Source organism: Herbidospora sp. NBRC 101105 (assembly GCF_030269205.1).
Taxonomy (GTDB): domain Bacteria; phylum Actinomycetota; class Actinomycetes; order Streptosporangiales; family Streptosporangiaceae; genus Herbidospora; species Herbidospora solisilvae.
In genome coordinates, this window is record NZ_BSSX01000002.1 from 202,332 (window position 1) to 217,753 (window position 15,422).

Annotated in this window: 14 protein-coding genes; 13 read left to right on the forward strand and 1 reads right to left on the reverse strand. The window is 73.4% G+C overall.

Features of this window, described 5'->3' with window-relative positions; genetic code table 11:
• Positions 1-4 precede the first annotated feature (4 nt).
• Genes QSK34_RS09995 through QSK34_RS10015 form a run of 5 tightly spaced genes read left to right on the forward strand, consistent with a single transcriptional unit; the run spans position 5 to position 4,872 of the window.
• A complete protein-coding gene (locus QSK34_RS09995) occupies positions 5-1,027 on the forward strand; it encodes a 3-oxoacyl-ACP synthase III family protein (RefSeq protein WP_285582455.1) in 1,023 nt (340 codons plus the stop codon).
• On the forward strand, positions 1,024-2,877 hold the full coding sequence (locus QSK34_RS10000) for an HAD-IIIC family phosphatase (protein WP_285582457.1): 1,854 nt from the start codon (positions 1,024-1,026) through the stop codon (positions 2,875-2,877). The genes QSK34_RS09995 and QSK34_RS10000 overlap by 4 nt, the downstream gene beginning before the upstream one ends.
• Entirely contained in the window at positions 2,874-3,101 is a 228-nt protein-coding gene (locus QSK34_RS10005; RefSeq protein WP_285582459.1) for a hypothetical protein, read from the forward strand. The genes QSK34_RS10000 and QSK34_RS10005 overlap by 4 nt, the downstream gene beginning before the upstream one ends.
• Entirely contained in the window at positions 3,098-3,832 is a 735-nt protein-coding gene (locus QSK34_RS10010; protein WP_285582461.1) for a 2-oxo acid dehydrogenase subunit E2, read from the forward strand. The genes QSK34_RS10005 and QSK34_RS10010 overlap by 4 nt, the downstream gene beginning before the upstream one ends.
• On the forward strand, positions 3,829-4,872 hold the full coding sequence (locus QSK34_RS10015; protein WP_285582462.1) for an alpha/beta fold hydrolase: 1,044 nt from the start codon (positions 3,829-3,831) through the stop codon (positions 4,870-4,872). The genes QSK34_RS10010 and QSK34_RS10015 overlap by 4 nt, the downstream gene beginning before the upstream one ends.
• Here QSK34_RS10015 and QSK34_RS10020 read toward each other — a convergent pair.
• Positions 4,867-5,520 carry a TetR/AcrR family transcriptional regulator gene (locus tag QSK34_RS10020; protein ID WP_161483962.1) on the reverse strand — a complete coding sequence of 218 codons (654 nt, stop codon included), beginning with the start codon at positions 5,518-5,520 and terminating at the stop codon, positions 4,867-4,869. The two genes, QSK34_RS10015 and QSK34_RS10020, sit on opposite strands and share 6 nt — an antisense overlap.
• A gap of 79 nt (positions 5,521-5,599) precedes the next feature.
• On the opposite strand from QSK34_RS10020, the gene QSK34_RS10025 reads away from it, so the two are divergent.
• From QSK34_RS10025 to QSK34_RS10060, 8 genes are read left to right on the forward strand one after another with little or no spacing between them, the layout of a single operon-like run.
• The gene (locus tag QSK34_RS10025) at positions 5,600-7,033 is read left to right on the forward strand and encodes a DHA2 family efflux MFS transporter permease subunit (RefSeq protein ID WP_285582463.1); all 1,434 of its coding nucleotides are present in this window, start codon (positions 5,600-5,602) and stop codon (positions 7,031-7,033) included.
• A complete protein-coding gene (locus QSK34_RS10030; protein WP_285582465.1) occupies positions 7,030-8,037 on the forward strand; it encodes an LLM class flavin-dependent oxidoreductase in 1,008 nt (335 codons plus the stop codon). The genes QSK34_RS10025 and QSK34_RS10030 overlap by 4 nt, the downstream gene beginning before the upstream one ends.
• 52 nt (positions 8,038-8,089) lie before the next feature.
• On the forward strand, positions 8,090-9,721 hold the full coding sequence (locus QSK34_RS10035) for an ABC transporter substrate-binding protein (RefSeq protein WP_285582467.1): 1,632 nt from the start codon (positions 8,090-8,092) through the stop codon (positions 9,719-9,721).
• Positions 9,718-10,656, forward strand: a complete 939-nt coding sequence (locus QSK34_RS10040) for an ABC transporter permease (protein ID WP_285582469.1) — start codon at positions 9,718-9,720, stop codon at positions 10,654-10,656. The genes QSK34_RS10035 and QSK34_RS10040 overlap by 4 nt, the downstream gene beginning before the upstream one ends.
• Entirely contained in the window at positions 10,653-11,459 is an 807-nt protein-coding gene (locus QSK34_RS10045; protein WP_161483958.1) for an ABC transporter permease, read from the forward strand. The genes QSK34_RS10040 and QSK34_RS10045 overlap by 4 nt, the downstream gene beginning before the upstream one ends.
• Positions 11,456-13,045 carry a dipeptide ABC transporter ATP-binding protein gene (locus QSK34_RS10050; protein WP_285582474.1) on the forward strand — a complete coding sequence of 530 codons (1,590 nt, stop codon included), beginning with the start codon at positions 11,456-11,458 and terminating at the stop codon, positions 13,043-13,045. Before QSK34_RS10045 ends, QSK34_RS10050 begins: the two co-directional genes overlap by 4 nt.
• Before the next feature lie 34 nt (positions 13,046-13,079).
• A complete protein-coding gene (locus QSK34_RS10055; RefSeq protein ID WP_285582476.1) occupies positions 13,080-14,228 on the forward strand; it encodes an acyltransferase family protein in 1,149 nt (382 codons plus the stop codon).
• On the forward strand, positions 14,225-15,406 hold the full coding sequence (locus QSK34_RS10060; RefSeq protein ID WP_285582478.1) for a cytochrome P450: 1,182 nt from the start codon (positions 14,225-14,227) through the stop codon (positions 15,404-15,406). The genes QSK34_RS10055 and QSK34_RS10060 overlap by 4 nt, the downstream gene beginning before the upstream one ends.
• Positions 15,407-15,422 lie beyond the last annotated feature (16 nt).

The window sequence follows — 15,422 nt, forward strand, 5'->3', positions numbered from 1 at the left end:
GCCGATGCACATCCTCTCGGCCGCCTCGGCGCTGCCCGGCCCGCCCGTGGACAACGCGGCGCTGGCCCGGCGCTTCGGCATGGACGCGCTGTGGGAGCAGTGGGTGGAGGCCTTCATCGGCACCCACGCCCGCCACCTCGCGCTCGACCTGGAGTCGGGCAAGGTCGTCACGACCCTCGCCGACCTGGCCGCCGACGCCGGGGCCCGCGCCCTGGCGGCGGCGGGCGTGACGGCGGGCGAGGTGGACGCCGTCGTCCTGGGCACCGCGACCCCCGACCGGCTGATGCCGGCCACCGTGAACGTCGTGGCCGACCGGCTCGGCATCGACCAGGTGCGCACCTTCCAGCTGCAGTCGGGCTGCTCGGGGGCCGTCCAGGCGCTCGACGTGGCCCGGCAGCTGCTGCTGGCCGGGGAGACCGGGACGGTGCTGGTGCTCGGCGGCGACGTGATCGCCCGCTTCTACGACGTGACCCGCGACCTGACCAGGGCGGCCCCGGCCGAGCTGGTCAACTACGTGCTGTTCGGCGACGCGGCGGGGGCGGCCGTGGTGTCGGCTCGGCCCGCGCCCGGCTCGGCGCGGGTGCGGGCCCTGTTCACCCGCCTGGTCGGCCTGGGCCGGGAGCCCGGCGCGGTGCTGGAGTGGTTCGGCCCCGCCGACCGCGACGACGACCGCCCGGCGGCGACCGAGGACTACAAGGCGATCGAGAGGCACGTGCCCGAGATGACCGAGGAGGTGCTGCTGGAGTTGCTGCGCGCCGTCGGCTGGACCGACCGCGACGTCGACCTGGTGCTGCCGCCGCAGCTCTCGGGCCGGATGACCCGGCTGATCACCGACCGGCTGGCGCTGCCGGCCGCCCGGGAGGTCTCCGTGGTCGACCACGCGGGCAACTGCGGCAACGCCATCGTCTTCCTGCAATTGGAGCGGGCGCTGGCCGAGCTGGCCCCTGGGGAGCGGGCGATCGGGGTGTCGATCGAGTCGAGCAAGTGGATCAAGGCCGGGTTCGCGCTGGAAGGAGGCGCGTCGTGAGCGGCCTCCCGCCTCCCGCGGAGTGGCCGTCGGTGCGCGGGCTGCTGGCCGAGCTGCCCGACGAGGCGCTGCCGCGCGCCGGCCGGTTCCTGGCCCGGCTCGACCCCGCCGAGGTGCTCGCCGCCCATCCGGCCACGCCGCTCGTCTCCCTGTACGTCACCGGGCACGGCACCCTGGCCGCGCTGCGCCCGGCGCTGGCCGTGGAGCTGGCCCGGCACGGCCTGCTGGCCGGCATCACGCTCGCCGACTTCGACGCCTGGGTGCGCGACCTGGCCGACCCGGCGAGCGATCTCTACACGACCCTCGGCGAGGCCGGCGGCCCGGCGTTCGCGCTGGCGGTGCTCGGCCCCGAGATCGTCGCCGCCGAGTTGCCCCTGCCCTGGCGGGCCGACGACGCCGCCCGGGTGCTCGACACGAAGATCGCGCTGATCGAGAAGCTGGCCGAGACGTTCGCGTCGACCGCGAACGGGGCCACGCTGGTGCTCAACACCCTCCCGCTGCCCCGCGAGCTGACCGCCCAGCTCCTCGACCGGCGCGAACGGGCCGCCCTCGGCGCGGCCTGGCGGGAGGCCAACACGCGGCTGCTGCGGCTCGACCGCCCCGAGGTGGCCGTCGTCGACCTCGATCCGCTGCTCGCCGAAGGGGTGCGCGCCCGTGACCCCCGGCAGAGCGTCTACGCCAAGGCCCACCTGACCGACGACCTGCTCGCCGCGTACGCCAGAGAGGTCGGCCACCTGGCCCGGCAGGCCGCCGGACAGGGCAAGAAGGTGCTGGTGCTCGACCTCGACGAGACGGTCTGGGGCGGCGTGCTCGGGGAGGTGGGGCCGGAGGGCGTCGAGGTGGCCGAGGGCTACCGGGGCGAGGCGTTCACCCGGTTCCAGCGGGTGGTCCGGCAACTCGGTTCGCAGGGCGTGCTGGTGGCGGCGGTCAGCAAGAACGACCCCGAGCCGGTGGCCGGCGTGCTGCGCGACCACCCCGGGATGACGCTGCGGGACGGCGACTTCGTCCAGGTGCGGGCCAACTGGCGGCCCAAGCACGACAACCTGGCCGAGCTCGCCGCCGACCTCAACCTGGGCGCCGACAGCTTCGTGTTCGCCGACGACAGCCCCTTCGAACGCGGGCTGGTGCGCCGCGAGCTGCCCGGCGTCGCCGTCGTCGACCTCAGCGACGAACCGGCGCTGCACGTCACGGCGCTGCTGCGGGACGGCTGGTTCGACGTGCCCCGCCTCACCTCCGACGACCTGGCCCGCCCGGCCCGCTACCGCGAGGAGGGCGCCCGGCGCGGCTTCCTGGAGAGCTTCGACTCCCTGGAGGGCTACCTGGCCGAGCTCGGCACGGAAGTGCGGCTCGCCCCCGCCGCGCCCGCCCAGCTCGACCGGGTCTCCCAGCTCACCCTGCGCACCAACCAGTTCAACCTGACCACCCGCCGGTTGTCGCCCGCCGAGGTGCGCGACCTGGCCGGCGACCCGGACGCCCGGGTGCTCGCCATCGCCTCGGCCGACCGCTTCGGCGAGCACGGGCTCGTCGGCGCGGTGCTGCTGCGCCGCGACGGCGCGGTGCTGCGGGTGGAGAACTTCCTGCTGAGCTGCCGGGTGTTCGCACGCGGCATCGAGCAGGCGGTGCTGGGCGCGGTGCTGGAGCACGCCCGCCGCTCGGCCGCCCGCGAGGTGCGGGCCGCCTACCGGCGCACCGCCAAGAACGGCAGGGTGGCCGGCTTCTATCCGGAGGCCGGGTTCGCGACCGTGCACGCCGACGAGGCGGGGGCCGAGTTCCGGCACGACCTGACCCGGCCGCCGGAACCGGTGCCGCACATCCGCCTCAGCGCCGATTTCGGAGGACACCAACCATGATTTCCGTCGAGGAGTACGTCTCGCTGCTGCGCGACGAACTGGCCCTCCCGGTCACCGAGGACGACCTCGGCCGGTCGCTCGACACGGTCGACACGTGGGACTCGGTGCACCTGCTCACGCTCTGCACCCTGCTGGAGCGCCAGACGGGCCGCCCGCTGCCGTTCGCCCGGGTGCTGGAGGCGCCCAGCCTGGCGGCGGTCTACGAACTGGCGACCGCGTCGTGACCGGCGTCCCGCCCCACCGCGAGCGGCGGCACACGCTGTTCTTCCTGGAGGTCATCAGGGACTTCTCCCCCGTCTTCCTCGACACCGAGGTCGACATGACCGCCGTGCTGGCGCACCGCGCCGTCCACCACCACGCGATCACCGCCTACGTCCTGCACGCCGCCGGGCGGGTGCTGGCCAAGCACCCGGAGGCCAACGCGGCGATCCAGGGACGGCTCCGCCCCCGGGTGGCCCGCTATCCGTTCGTCAGCGGCAAGGTCACCCTCGACCGCACGCTCAACGGGCGGCGGGTCGTGCTCGGCACGGTGGTGCCGAACCTCCACGAGGCCGCCATCGCCGACATCCACGCCCATCTGACGCGGGTGCGCCACGGCGACCCCGAGAAGCTGAAGGACTTCGAAGGGGTACGCCGGCTGCACGCCGCGCCGTGGGCCCTCGGCCGCCGGAGGTTCCGCAAGGCCGCCCGGTCGCTGCGCCTGCGCCCCCACCTGACCGGCACGTTCGCGGTGACCTCGCTCGGCCACCGGGCGGTCGACTCCTTCCACTCGGTCGGCGGCACCACCACCACGTTCGGCGTCGGCCGGATCACCGACCGGATCGTGGTGCGGGACGGCGCGCCCGCCGTCGCGCCCGTGATGCGGCTCAGCCTCGCGTTCGACCACCGGGTGATCGACGGAGCCGAGGCCGCCGACGTGCTGACCGAGGTGAAAGAGGCCCTGGAGACCCTATGACCCACCTGGACGAGCTGAAGAACTACGTGATCGCGCACGCCCGCTCGCAGAGCATGCCGCCCGAGCACTCGGCCGCGATCCTGGCCCGGATCCACGACGACGACGCGTGGGTGCGCGAGTGGAGCGCCGAGGGCGACCGGCTGGCCGCCGCCGACCGCCCGCTGGAGGCCAACGCCCACTACATCATGGCCCGCTTCCCCTACGCCGACGGCGCGGCCCGGCAGGAGGCCGCCGCGCGCAGCCGGGCCGTCTTCGACCGGTGGCGGGCCGGCTTCCCGGCGATCAGGCCGCTGGAGGGCCCGGCCCCCGGCTGGACGGTCGGCCTGGACGACCCCGTCCCCCGGCCGCTGCTGGTGCTGACCGGCGGCATCATCTCCGTCAAGGAGCAGTGGGCGGCGGTGCTGCCGCAGCTCGACGCGCTGGGCTTCGCGGGGATCGTCACCGAGATGCCCCGCGTCGGCGAGAACCCGGTGCCCTACGACGCCGACGCCTGGCGGTTCTTCCCCGCCCTGCTCGACGCGGTCGAGGGCCGCGCCGACACCCGCAGGACCTACCTGCTGGCGCTCAGCTTCAGCGGCCATCTGGCGCTGCGCGCCGCCCTCCACGACGACCGGATCAGGGGCGTCGTGGGCGCGGGCGCGCCGCTGCGCCACTTCTTCACCGACGAGGCCTGGCAGGCGCGGGTGCCCGGGATCACCACCGAGACGCTGGCCCATCTCGCCGGGACCGACCCGGACAAGGTCTACACGCTGATCCGCGACTGGGCGCTGACTCCGGAGGAGCTGTCGGCGCTGCGCATCCCGGTCGCGCACGTGACGAGCCTGCGTGACGAGATCATCCCGCCCGCCGACGCCGCCCTGCTGCGCGAGCGGGTCGGCGGGGTGCGGGTGCTGGAGCACGACGACGTGCACGGCGCGCCGTCGGCGTTCGCGCAGACCCGGTTGTGGACGCTGCTGTCGGTGCTGCGCATCCACGGCGGCTTCGCACCCCAGCGGGTGGCCCTCACGAAGGAGTTCTCCAAGCTCCGGTACGCCTCATGACCCGCCCGAGGATCCGAACGCGCGCAGGAACGTGTCGACCCCGGCGACGGCGACCTTCTCGGCGTCCCGCGAGTCGAGCGGGCGGGAGCCGAAGGTGCTCAGCGTGGGGAGCTCCTCGTAGACCAGGGCGATGAACTGGTTGGCCGCCCTGACCGGGTCTTCGATGCGCAGGTGGCCGGCGTTGGCCAGCCGGGCCAGTCGCCCGGCCAGGGCCTCGATGAACTGGTCGGGGCCGCTCGCCCTGACCTGGTCGAACAGGTCGGGGAAGCGGACCGCCTCGGCGTAGAGGAGGCGGCGGACGGCCTGGGACTGCTCGTCGGTGTAGCAGGCCACGAGCTTGCCCGCGACGTCTTCGAGGCCGGGGCGCAGCCCGTCGGCCTCGACGGGGAAGGACTCCAGGACCTCCATCGTCTTGCCGTTGGCCCGCGCCGCGGTCTCGGTCATGACGTGGCGGAACAGGTTCTCCTTGGAACCGAGGTGGTTGTAGATGGTCGGCTTCGCCACCCCCGCCTCGGCGGCGATCATGTCGAGGCTCGCCTGCGCGTAGCCGACGCGGGCGAACACCCGTAGCGCGGCCTCCACGATGGCCCGGCGTTTGTCCAGCCGCCCTCGGTCGGAGGTCGATTTCTCGGTGTCGCCAACGCTCATTTGGCCATGCTACCGTCCCAGGCAGGCGATTGAACTCCTCAGTTCATTTTCACTGTCTCCCCGGTTCAAAGGAGTGGTCATGTCAGGCACGGCCCGGCTCGACCGCGCGCTGCTCACGCTGATAGGCGTGATGGTGCTCGGCGGGATGATGTCCTACCTCGACGCGACGATCGTCAACGTCGGGATCAGCACGCTGACCGCCGAGTTCGAGGCGACCCTGGCCACCATCGAATGGGTGACCACCGGCTACCTGCTCGCGGTCGCGCTGGCCATCCCGCTGGCGGGGTGGGCGACCGTGCGCTTCGGCGCCAAGCGCATGTGGCTGCTCGGCCTGACCGTGTTCCTGGCCGGGTCGACGCTGTCGGCCTTCGCCTGGAACGCCGAGAGCCTCATCGCGTTCCGGATCCTCCAGGGCCTCGGCGGCGGCATGGTCGACCCGATCATGATGACCGTCGTCGCGGGCGCGGCCGGTCCGGCCCGCATCGCCCGCGTGATGGGGCTCATCTCCATCCCGATCACGCTCGGCCCGGTCGTCGGCCCCATCGTCGGCGGCCTGATCCTCGACAACCTCAGCTGGCAGTGGATGTTCCTGGTCAACATCCCCTTCGCGGTCGCGGCGATCGTCCTGGCCGTGGTCGTGCTGCCGGCCGACCCGCCCGGCGGGGCCGCGCCGCTCGACTGGATCGGCGTGTTCACCCTGTCGCCCGGGTTCGCCGCGCTCGTCTTCGCCCTGTCGCGGGCCGGGGCCGAGGGCTTCGGCAGCACCTCGGTGGTGATCGGCCTGGTCGTCGGCCTGGGACTGTTCGCCGTCTACATCGTCCACGCGCTGCGCACCACCGGCACGCCGCTGCTCGACCTGCGGCTGTTCCGCAGCAAGGGCTTCAGCGCCAGCGTGACCACCATGTTCCTCATCGGCGGCGGCCTGTTCTCGCTGCTGTTCCTGCTGCCGCTCTACTACCAGGAGGTGCGCGGCGAGTCGGTGCTGGCCTCGGGCCTGCTGCTGGCCCCGCTCGGGCTGGGCACGCTCGTCGGCATGCCGGTCGCGGGCAACCTGGCCGACAAGCTCGGGGCGCGGCGGCTGGTGCCGGTCGGCGCGCTGCTCATCGGCCTGGGCGCGCTGGTGTTCACCAGCTCCGACGCGGGCACCTCGCAGCTGCTGCTGACCGGCGCGCAGCTCGCCGCCGGGTTCGGCCTCGGCCTGGTCGGCGCGCCGACGATGGGCTCGGTCTACCGCACGGTGCCCGGCGACGCGGTGGCCGGGGCGACCGGCGCGGTCTTCATCCTCAACCAGATCGGCGCCTCGCTCGGCATCGCCGTCGTCGCGCTCATCCTCCAGGGCGGCGGCGCGCACACCGCGCCCACCCCCGCCACGTTCGGCGACGCCTTCTGGTGGCCCGTGGCCGCCGCGGTCGTGGTCTTCGCCGCCGGGCTGCTGCTGCCGGGCAGGCCCGAGGCGGCCCCCGCCGAGCCCGTCTCCGAGCCGGCGCCCTCCTCCGAAGGAGCCCTGTCATGACCCTGCCCTTATCCGTTCTCGACGTCGTCCCGGTCTTCGAGGGCGGCTCGGCCACCCAGGCGTTGTCCGACACCGTCGCCTTCGCCCCGAAGGCCGAGGAGCTGGGCTACCTGCGCTACTGGGTGGCCGAGCACCACAACACCACCAGCCTGGCCACCTCCGCCCCGGCCGTGCTGGCCGGGCGGCTGGCGGCGGCGACCACGACGCTGCGGGTGGGGTCGGGCGGGGTGCTGCTGCCCAACCACGCGCCGCTCGTGGTGGCCGAGCAGTTCGGCACGCTGGAGGCGCTCTACCCGGGCCGCGTCGACCTGGGACTCGGGCGGGCCCCCGGCACCGACCCGCGCACCGCCAGGGCGCTGCGCCGCTCGCCCGAGGGCGCGGCCGACTTCGCCGGGGAGATCGGCGAGCTGCGCGGCTACTTCGCGCCGGCCGACCGGTCGACCGGCATCGTCGCGGTCCCGGCCGCCGACGCGCGGCCCGATCTGTGGGTGCTCGGGTCGAGCCCCGGCAGCGGCGCGCTCGCCGGGTCGCTGGGGTTGCCCTATGCGTACGCGCACCAGATCAACCCGCGCGACACGGCGGCGGCGCTGGCCGCCTACCGGAACGCGTTCCGGCCCTCGGCCGACCTCGACCGGCCGCGCACCCTGATCGCGGCGCTGGTCACCGTGGCCCCCACCGACGACGAGGCGCTCACCACGGCATCCTCCTACCTGCTCGGCAAGGTCCTGATGCGCACCTCGCCCCACTTCGACGTGTTCCCGGCCGCGGCGCGGGCGGCGGCGCACCGCTGGTCGCCGGCCGAACGGGAGTTCGTGCGGGGCATCGTCGAACCGCAGCTCATCGGCGGCGTGGAGACGGTGGCGAGCAAGCTGGAGCGGCTGATCGGGGAGACCGGGGCCGACGAGCTGATGGCGCTGACCGTGGTGCCGTCGCAGGACGACCGGCTGCGGTCCTTCCGGCTCCTGGCCGAGGCCGCGCGGATCGTGGTTTCAGCCCCGCTTTAGCGGCACTCCCGATAGTTCGAACGATCGCACTTCGAACGTCTCTGGAGTTCCCATGCCTCCATCACGTGCCGTACTGGCGGCCGTCGTCCTTATCGCCCTCGCCGCGTGCGGCACGCAGAACACCGGCGGGGGCGGCGGCGGCCAGGCGGCCAAGCCCGCCACCTCCGGCACCCTCACCCACGCCGTGAACGAGGAGCCCGACTGCTGGGACCCGCACGTCAGCGCGCAGGACGTCACCTCGTTCCTGCAGCGCCCGGTCTACGACTCGCTGGTCTACCAGACGCCCGACGGCGCGCTGGAGCCGTGGCTGGCCACCAAGTGGGAGATCAGCCCCGACAGCAAGTCCTACACGTTCACGCTGCGCGAGGACGTCGTCTTCCACGACGGCGCCAAGCTCGACGCCGAGGCGGTCAAGGCCAACTTCGACCACATCACCGCCAAGGAGACCAACTCGCAGTACGCGGCCGGGCTGCTCGGCCCCTACAAGGGCGTGTCGGTCGTCGCCCCCAACCAGGTGAAGATCGAGTTCACCCGGCCCTACGTGCCGTTCCTCCAGGCCGCCAGCACCACGGCGCTGGGCATCGCCTCCCCCGCCACGCTCAAGGCCGGGTCGGACAAGCTGTGCGCCGCCGGTGACGGCTCGGTCGGCTCCGGGCCGTTCAAGTCGGGCGCCTACGTGCGCGGCCAGGAGCGGACGTACACCAAGAACCCCGACTACGACTGGGCGCCCAAGAGCGCCGGGCACAGCGGACCGGCCCGCCTCGACACCCTCAAGGTCCGGTTCATCGGCGAGGCGGCCACCCGGGTCGGGGCGCTGACCTCCGGCCAGGTCGACACCGCGAGCGCGATCCCGGCCAACCAGCTCGGCCTGCTCAAGGCCGACCCCAACCTGCAGGTGCTCGACAAGCAGGTGCCGGGGGCGGTCAACGCCTTCTACCTGAACACGAAGGGCACGCTGTTCTCCGACGTGCGGGTGCGGCGGGCCTTCCAGCGGGCCATCGACATCGACACGCTCGTGAAGTCGGTGTTCCAGGGCCTCTACCAGCGCGCCTGGAGCCCGCTCTCGCCGACCACCCCGGCCAGCTACGACGCCTCGCTGGAGAACACCTGGCCGCCCGACCCGGCGCTGTCGGCCAAGCTGCTCGACGAGGCCGGCTGGACCGGCCGCGACGCCGAGGGCTACCGCACCAAGGACGGCAAGCGGCTCACCGTGGTCGCCCCGATCTACGGCGAGGCCAGCACGTTCTCGCAGGCGGTGCAGGGCGACCTGAAGAAGTCGGGCATCTACCTGGAGCTGCTCGCCTCGACCGACGCGATCGAGATCGGCGGCCGCCTCGACGAGGGCCGCTACGACGTGGTCGAGTTGTCATGGGCCCGCGGCGACGGCGACATCCTGAGCCACTTCTTCTTCTCCGACCAGACGTCCAAGAACAGCGGCCACAACTTCGCCCAGGTCACCGACCCCGAGGTCGACACGTGGCTGACGGCGGCGCAGACCGCCCAGGAGCCGGCCCAGCGCGCCGCCGAGTACGCCAAGGCGCAGAAGTGGGCGATCGACAACGCGGTGGTGGTGCCGACCTACGTCGACACGCAGAACCTCGGGGCCAGCAAGAAGGTGCGCGACCTGCGGCTGGGCATCTCGGCGCACCCCGAGTTCTACGGCGCCTGGGTCGAGGCCCCGTGAGGGGTGTGCTGACCCGGCTGGTGAGCGCGGCCCTCGTCGTGTGGGCCGCGGCCACCTGCGCCTTCCTGGTGCTGCAGCTCATCCCGGGCGACCCGGTCTACGCCATCGTCGGCTCCGACGCGCTGGTCTCCGAGGAGCAGCACGAGCGGATCCGCGCGGAGTACGGCCTCGACCAGCCTCTCGTGGTGCAGTACCTCCACTACGTCGTGCGGCTGGCGACGTTCCGGTTCGGCGACTCCTACCAGCTCCAGCAGCCGGTGGCGACGGTGCTGGCCGACCAGCTCTGGCCGACCGTGCAGCTCGCGCTGGCGGCCACCGCGCTGGCCCCGCTCCTGGCGGTGCTGGTGACGGTGGCGACCTCGGGGCGGCGGAACTGGCCGCGCCGGGTGTCGGCGGCGGTGGAGCTCGTGGTGGTGTCCACGCCGTCGTTCTGGCTCGGCATCATGCTGCTGACGATCTTCTCGTTCCGGCTCGGCTGGTTGCCGGTGTCGGAGACCGGCGGCGTGGCGTCGCTGGTGCTGCCCACGATCACGCTGGCGCTGCCGATCGCGGCCGTGCTCAGCCAGGTGATGCGCGAGGGCCTGCTCGCCGCCCTCGACCAGCCGTTCGCGGTGACCGCGCGGGCGCGCGGCGTGCCCGAGACGGCGGTGCGCTACCGGCACGCGCTGCGCCATTCGGCGCTGCCGGCGCTGACCATGGCGGGCTGGTTCACCGGCACGCTGCTGGGCGGCGCGGTGATCGTGGAGAACGTGTTCGCCCGGCCCGGCATCGGCCGCGTCACCCTCCAGGCGGTCGGCGACCGGGACCTGCCGGTCGTGCAGGGGGTGGTGGCGCTGTCGGCGGTGGTGTTCGTCGCGGTGAGCGTGCTGGTCGACCTCCTGTACGCCGTCGTCGACCCCCGCCTGCGCAGGAGGACGGGGGTGCAGGCGATATGAGACACGTGGGCGTCGTGACCGCGGCGGCGTTCCTGGTGCTGCTCGTCGTGGCGGCCCTCTTCCCCGGGCTGCTGGCGGGGGGCGACCCGACCGCGACCGATCCGCTCGCCACCTTCCTGCCGCCCGACTCCGCGCACCTGTTCGGCACCGACCAGCTCGGCCGCGACGTCTTCACCCGGGTCGTGCACGGCGCCCGCCACTCGCTGGCCATCGGCGCGGCGGCGACCGTGGGCGGGCTGCTCATCGCCGTGGTGTGGGGCCTGCTGGCGGCGTTGTCGGGCCGGTTCGGCGACGCGGTGCTGATGCGGGTCGCCGACGCGCTGCTGGCGCTGCCGGGCCTGCTGCTGGCCCTGCTCGTCGTGCTGATCACCGGCAAGGGCGTGGTCGGCGCGACGCTAGCGGTGGCCGTGGGCATCGCGCCCGGCTTCGCCCGGGTCGTGCGCGCCCAGGCGCTCGTGGTGCGCCGGTCGGGCTACGTCGAGGCGGCCATCGGGCTGGGGGTGCCCCGGCCGCTGGTGGTGCTGCGGCACGTGCTGCCGAACACGTTCGGGCCGCTGCTGGTGCTGGCCACCGTCACGCTCGGCGTGTCGATCTCGACGGGCGCGGCGCTGAGCTACCTCGGTCTCGGCGCGCAGCCGCCGACGCCCGAGTGGGGGGCGATGCTCACCGAGAGCCAGGGTTTCCTCCACCTGGCGTGGTGGGCGGCGCTGTTCCCCGGCCTGATGCTCGTCCTGACCGTCATCGCGGTGACCGTCGCCGGTCGCCACGCCCAGAACCGATCCGAGGGACGGTACGCCTCATGAGTCTCGTCGAGGCCACAGACCTCAACGTCCGGTTCGCCTCAGGCCGCGTGCACGCCGTGCGCGACGCGTCGGTGCGGCTGGAGCCGGGCCGCTGCCTGGCCCTGGTCGGCGAGTCGGGCTCGGGCAAGTCGGCGCTGGCCCGCTCGCTCCTCGGGCTGGCCGGGCCGACCGCCACGGTTACCGCCGCGGAGCTGCGCGTCGCCGGGCAGGACGCCCAGAACTTCGGCCCGCGTGAATGGCGCAGAGTGCGCGGCCGGCACATCGGGCTGGTCTCCCAGGACGCGCTGGTCGCCCTCGACCCGCTGCGCCCGATCGGCGCCGAGATCACCGAGTCGCTGCTGGCGCACCGCACCGTGCCCAGGAACCGGGCCCGCGAACGGGTGGTCGGCCTGCTCACCCGGGTCGGCGTGCCCGATCCGGAGGAGCGCGCCCGCCAGTACGTCCACCAGCTCTCCGGCGGGCTGCGCCAGCGTGCGCTCATCGCCTCGGCCATCGCGGCCGAGCCGGGCATCCTGATCGCCGACGAGCCGACCACCGCGCTCGACGCCGCCGTGCAGGCGCGGGTGCTGGCCCTGCTGAACGAGCTGAAGGAGCAGGGCACCGGGCTGCTGCTGATCTCCCACGACCTCGCGGTGGTGGAGGCGCTGGCCGACGAGGTGGCGGTGATGCGGCACGGCGTGATCGTCGAGACCGGCCCGACCGACCGGGTGCTCGACGACCCCCAGCACGCGTACACGAAGGAACTGCTCGCCGCCGTGCCGGGCGGCCGGCCCCGCACGAACCGCGGCCGGCCCTCGGAAGGCGAGCCACTGCTCGACGTCACCGGAGTGGTCAAGCGCTTCGCCGGCCGCACGGCGGTCGCGGGCGTCGACTTCACGCTGCGGCCGGGCGAGACGCTCGGCCTGGTCGGCGAGTCGGGCTCGGGCAAGACCACGCTGGCCCGCGTCGTGCTGGGCCTGGCCGAACCGGACGAGGGCGTGGTGCTGCTCGACGGCCGGCCCTGGAGCGGCGTGCCGGAACGGGCCCGCCGGGCGCGGCGGCACACGATCCAGCTCGTGCCGCAGGACCCGCTCAGCGCCGTCGACCCGCGCTGGCCGGTGGCGCGGATCGTCGGCGAGGCGCTGGCCGCGAGCGGGGTGCCGCGCGCCGAGCGGGCCGACCGCACGGTGGTCCTGCTGGAGCGGGTCGGCCTGACCGCCGACCTGCTCGACCGGCGGCCCGCCGCGTTGTCGGGCGGCCAGCGCCAGCGGGTGGCCATCGCCCGCGCCCTGGCGCCGAAGCCCCGGCTGCTGGTCTGCGACGAGCCGGTGTCGGCGCTCGACGTGTCGGTGCAGGCCCAGGTCCTCGACCTGCTGCGCCGCCTCCAGGAGGAACTCGGCCTGGCCACCCTGTTCATCTCGCACGACCTGGCCGTGGTCCGCGAGGTCTGCGACCGGGTGATGGTGATGAAGGACGGCGTCGTCGTCGAGTCGGGGCCGGTCGAGGACGTGTTCGCGGGGCCCGCCCATCCGTACACGAAGTCGCTGCTGGAGGCGGTGCCGCGACGGGCCCGCGCCGCTCGCGAACCGGCACAAGAACGGCTTTAGACCCGGCCAATAACGCGCTGCCAGCCTCACTCTCATGACCAGCTCACCTGAACAGACCCGTGGCGCGCGGCTCCCGTCGCTGACCGGGCTGCGCTTCCTCGCGGCGCTGCTCGTGTTCGCCTTCCACACCACCTGGCAGACCAAGTTCGTCGACACCCCGGTCTTCGAGAGCGCCGGCTTCTACGGCGTCACCTTCTTCTTCGTGCTCAGCGGGTTCGTGCTGACCTGGTCGGCACGGCCCGGCGACACCGCGCCGAAGGTGTGGCGGCGGCGCGTGGTGAAGATCTTCCCCAACCACCTCGTCACCTTCGCCGTGGCCGGGGCGCTGATGCTGCTGACCGCGCAGGCCTTCACCACCACCGGCACGCTCGCGAACCTGTTCCTGCTCCAGGCGTGGATCCCCGACCTCACCGTGCCGAACACGATGAACTCGGTGAGCTGGTCGTTGTCGTGCGAGTTGTTCTTCTACCTCACCTTCCCGTGGATCCTGCGGCTGCTGAACCGCTTCTCGGCCCGCGCGTTGTGGATCACGGCGGGCGCGCTGGTGGCGGTGACGCTGCTCGTGCCGCTGGTGTCGGTGTACCTGATCGGCGGCCAGCCGCTGCCGTTCATCTCCGACGGGACGTTGTCGTTCGAGCAGATCTGGTTCGTGTACTTCTTCCCGCCGGTCCGGGCGGCCGAGTTCGTGCTCGGCGTGGTCGCGGCGCGGCTCGCGCTGGAGGGGGCCTGGCCCCGGTTCGGGCTGGCGCCCGCGCTGCTGGTCGCGGTCGGCGGCTATGTGGTGCAGGCGAACGTGCCCTACCTGTGGGGCATCGCGGGCACCGCGGCCATCTGGCTGACGCCGCTGGTGGTGGCCGCCGCGCGGGCCGACCTCCAGCTGACCCGCTCGCCGTTCCGCGGGCGGGCGCTGGTGCGGCTCGGGGAGTGGTCGTTCGCGTTCTACATGGTGCACGGCCTGACCGTCACCTACCTGCACCGGTACCTGGTCGACGGCCGTGACCTGACGCCGCTCGCGGGGGCGGGGCTGCTGGTGCTGGCCCTCGCGGTCGCGCTGGTGCTGGCGTGGGCGCTGTTCACGTTCGTGGAGACCCCGGCGGTGCGGCGGTTCAGCGTGTCCCGGCAGGACCGGACCCCACGGCCGCCCGCGCCCGCTGCCAAGCCCCTTCAGGAGGCGGCCGAATGACCGTTCTGCCGGAGTACCCGCAGGCCCGTGGTTGCCCCTTCCACCCGGCGTCCGGATACGCCGACTACGCCCCCGTGTCGAAGGTGCGCCTCTACAACGGGCGCGAGGTGTGGGCGGTGACTGGGCACGCCGAGGCGCGGCAGGTGCTGCTCGACCCGGCCACCTACTCCTCCGACCGGGTGCACCCGCACTACCCGGCGCTGGCGCCCCGGTTCGAGTCGGCCCGCAAGGTGCGCAACTTCATCGGCATGGACCCGCCGGAGCACACCGCGCAGCGGCGCATGCTGCTGTCGAGCTTCACCGTGAAGAAGACGAACGCGCTGCGGCCCCGCATCCAGACCCTCGTCGACGGGCTCCTCGACGAGATCGAGGCCAAGGGCCCGGTCGCCGACCTGGTGCCCGACTTCGCGCTGCCGGTGCCCTCGATCGTCATCTGCGAACTGCTCGGGGTGCCGTACGCCGACCACGCGTTCTTCGAGCACCAGTCGCGGCGGGTGGTCACCGGCAGCACCACCCTGGAGGAGAGCGCCGACGCGTTCGCGCAGCTCAAGGCCTATCTGGACGACCTGATCCAGCGCAAGCAGCGCGAGCCCGGCGACGGGCTGCTCGACACGCTCATCGCCGAGCAGGTCGAGACCGGCGGGCTGACCCGCGCCGAGCTGGTCGACATCGCGCTGCTGCTGCTCGTGGCCGGCCACGAGACCACCGCGAGCGCCATCGCGCTCGGCGTCGTCACCCTGCTGGAGCACCCCGACCAGCTCGCCGCGTTGCGGTCGGACCCCCGGCTGCTGCCGACGGCGGTCGAGGAGCTGCTGCGTTTCATGGCCATCGCCGACGGCATCGCCCGGTTCGCCACCGCCGACGCCGACCTGGCCGGGCATCAGGTGCGGGCCGGCGACGGGGTCGTGGTCGTCATCGCCACCGCCAACCGCGACGGGGAGGCGTTCCCCTCCCCCGCCGCGTTCGCGGTCGACCGGGGCGCGCGGCACCACGTGTCCTTCGGGCACGGCGTGCACCAGTGCATCGGCCAGAACCTGGCGCGCGCCGAGATGGAGATCGCGCTGGGCACGCTCTTCCGCAGGCTGCCCGGCCTGCGGCTGGCCAGGGACCTCGCCGACCTGCCGATCAAGGAGGCGGGCGGCGTCCAGGGTGTCTGGGAACTGCCCGTCACCTGGTGAACAGGAACGGTGAACA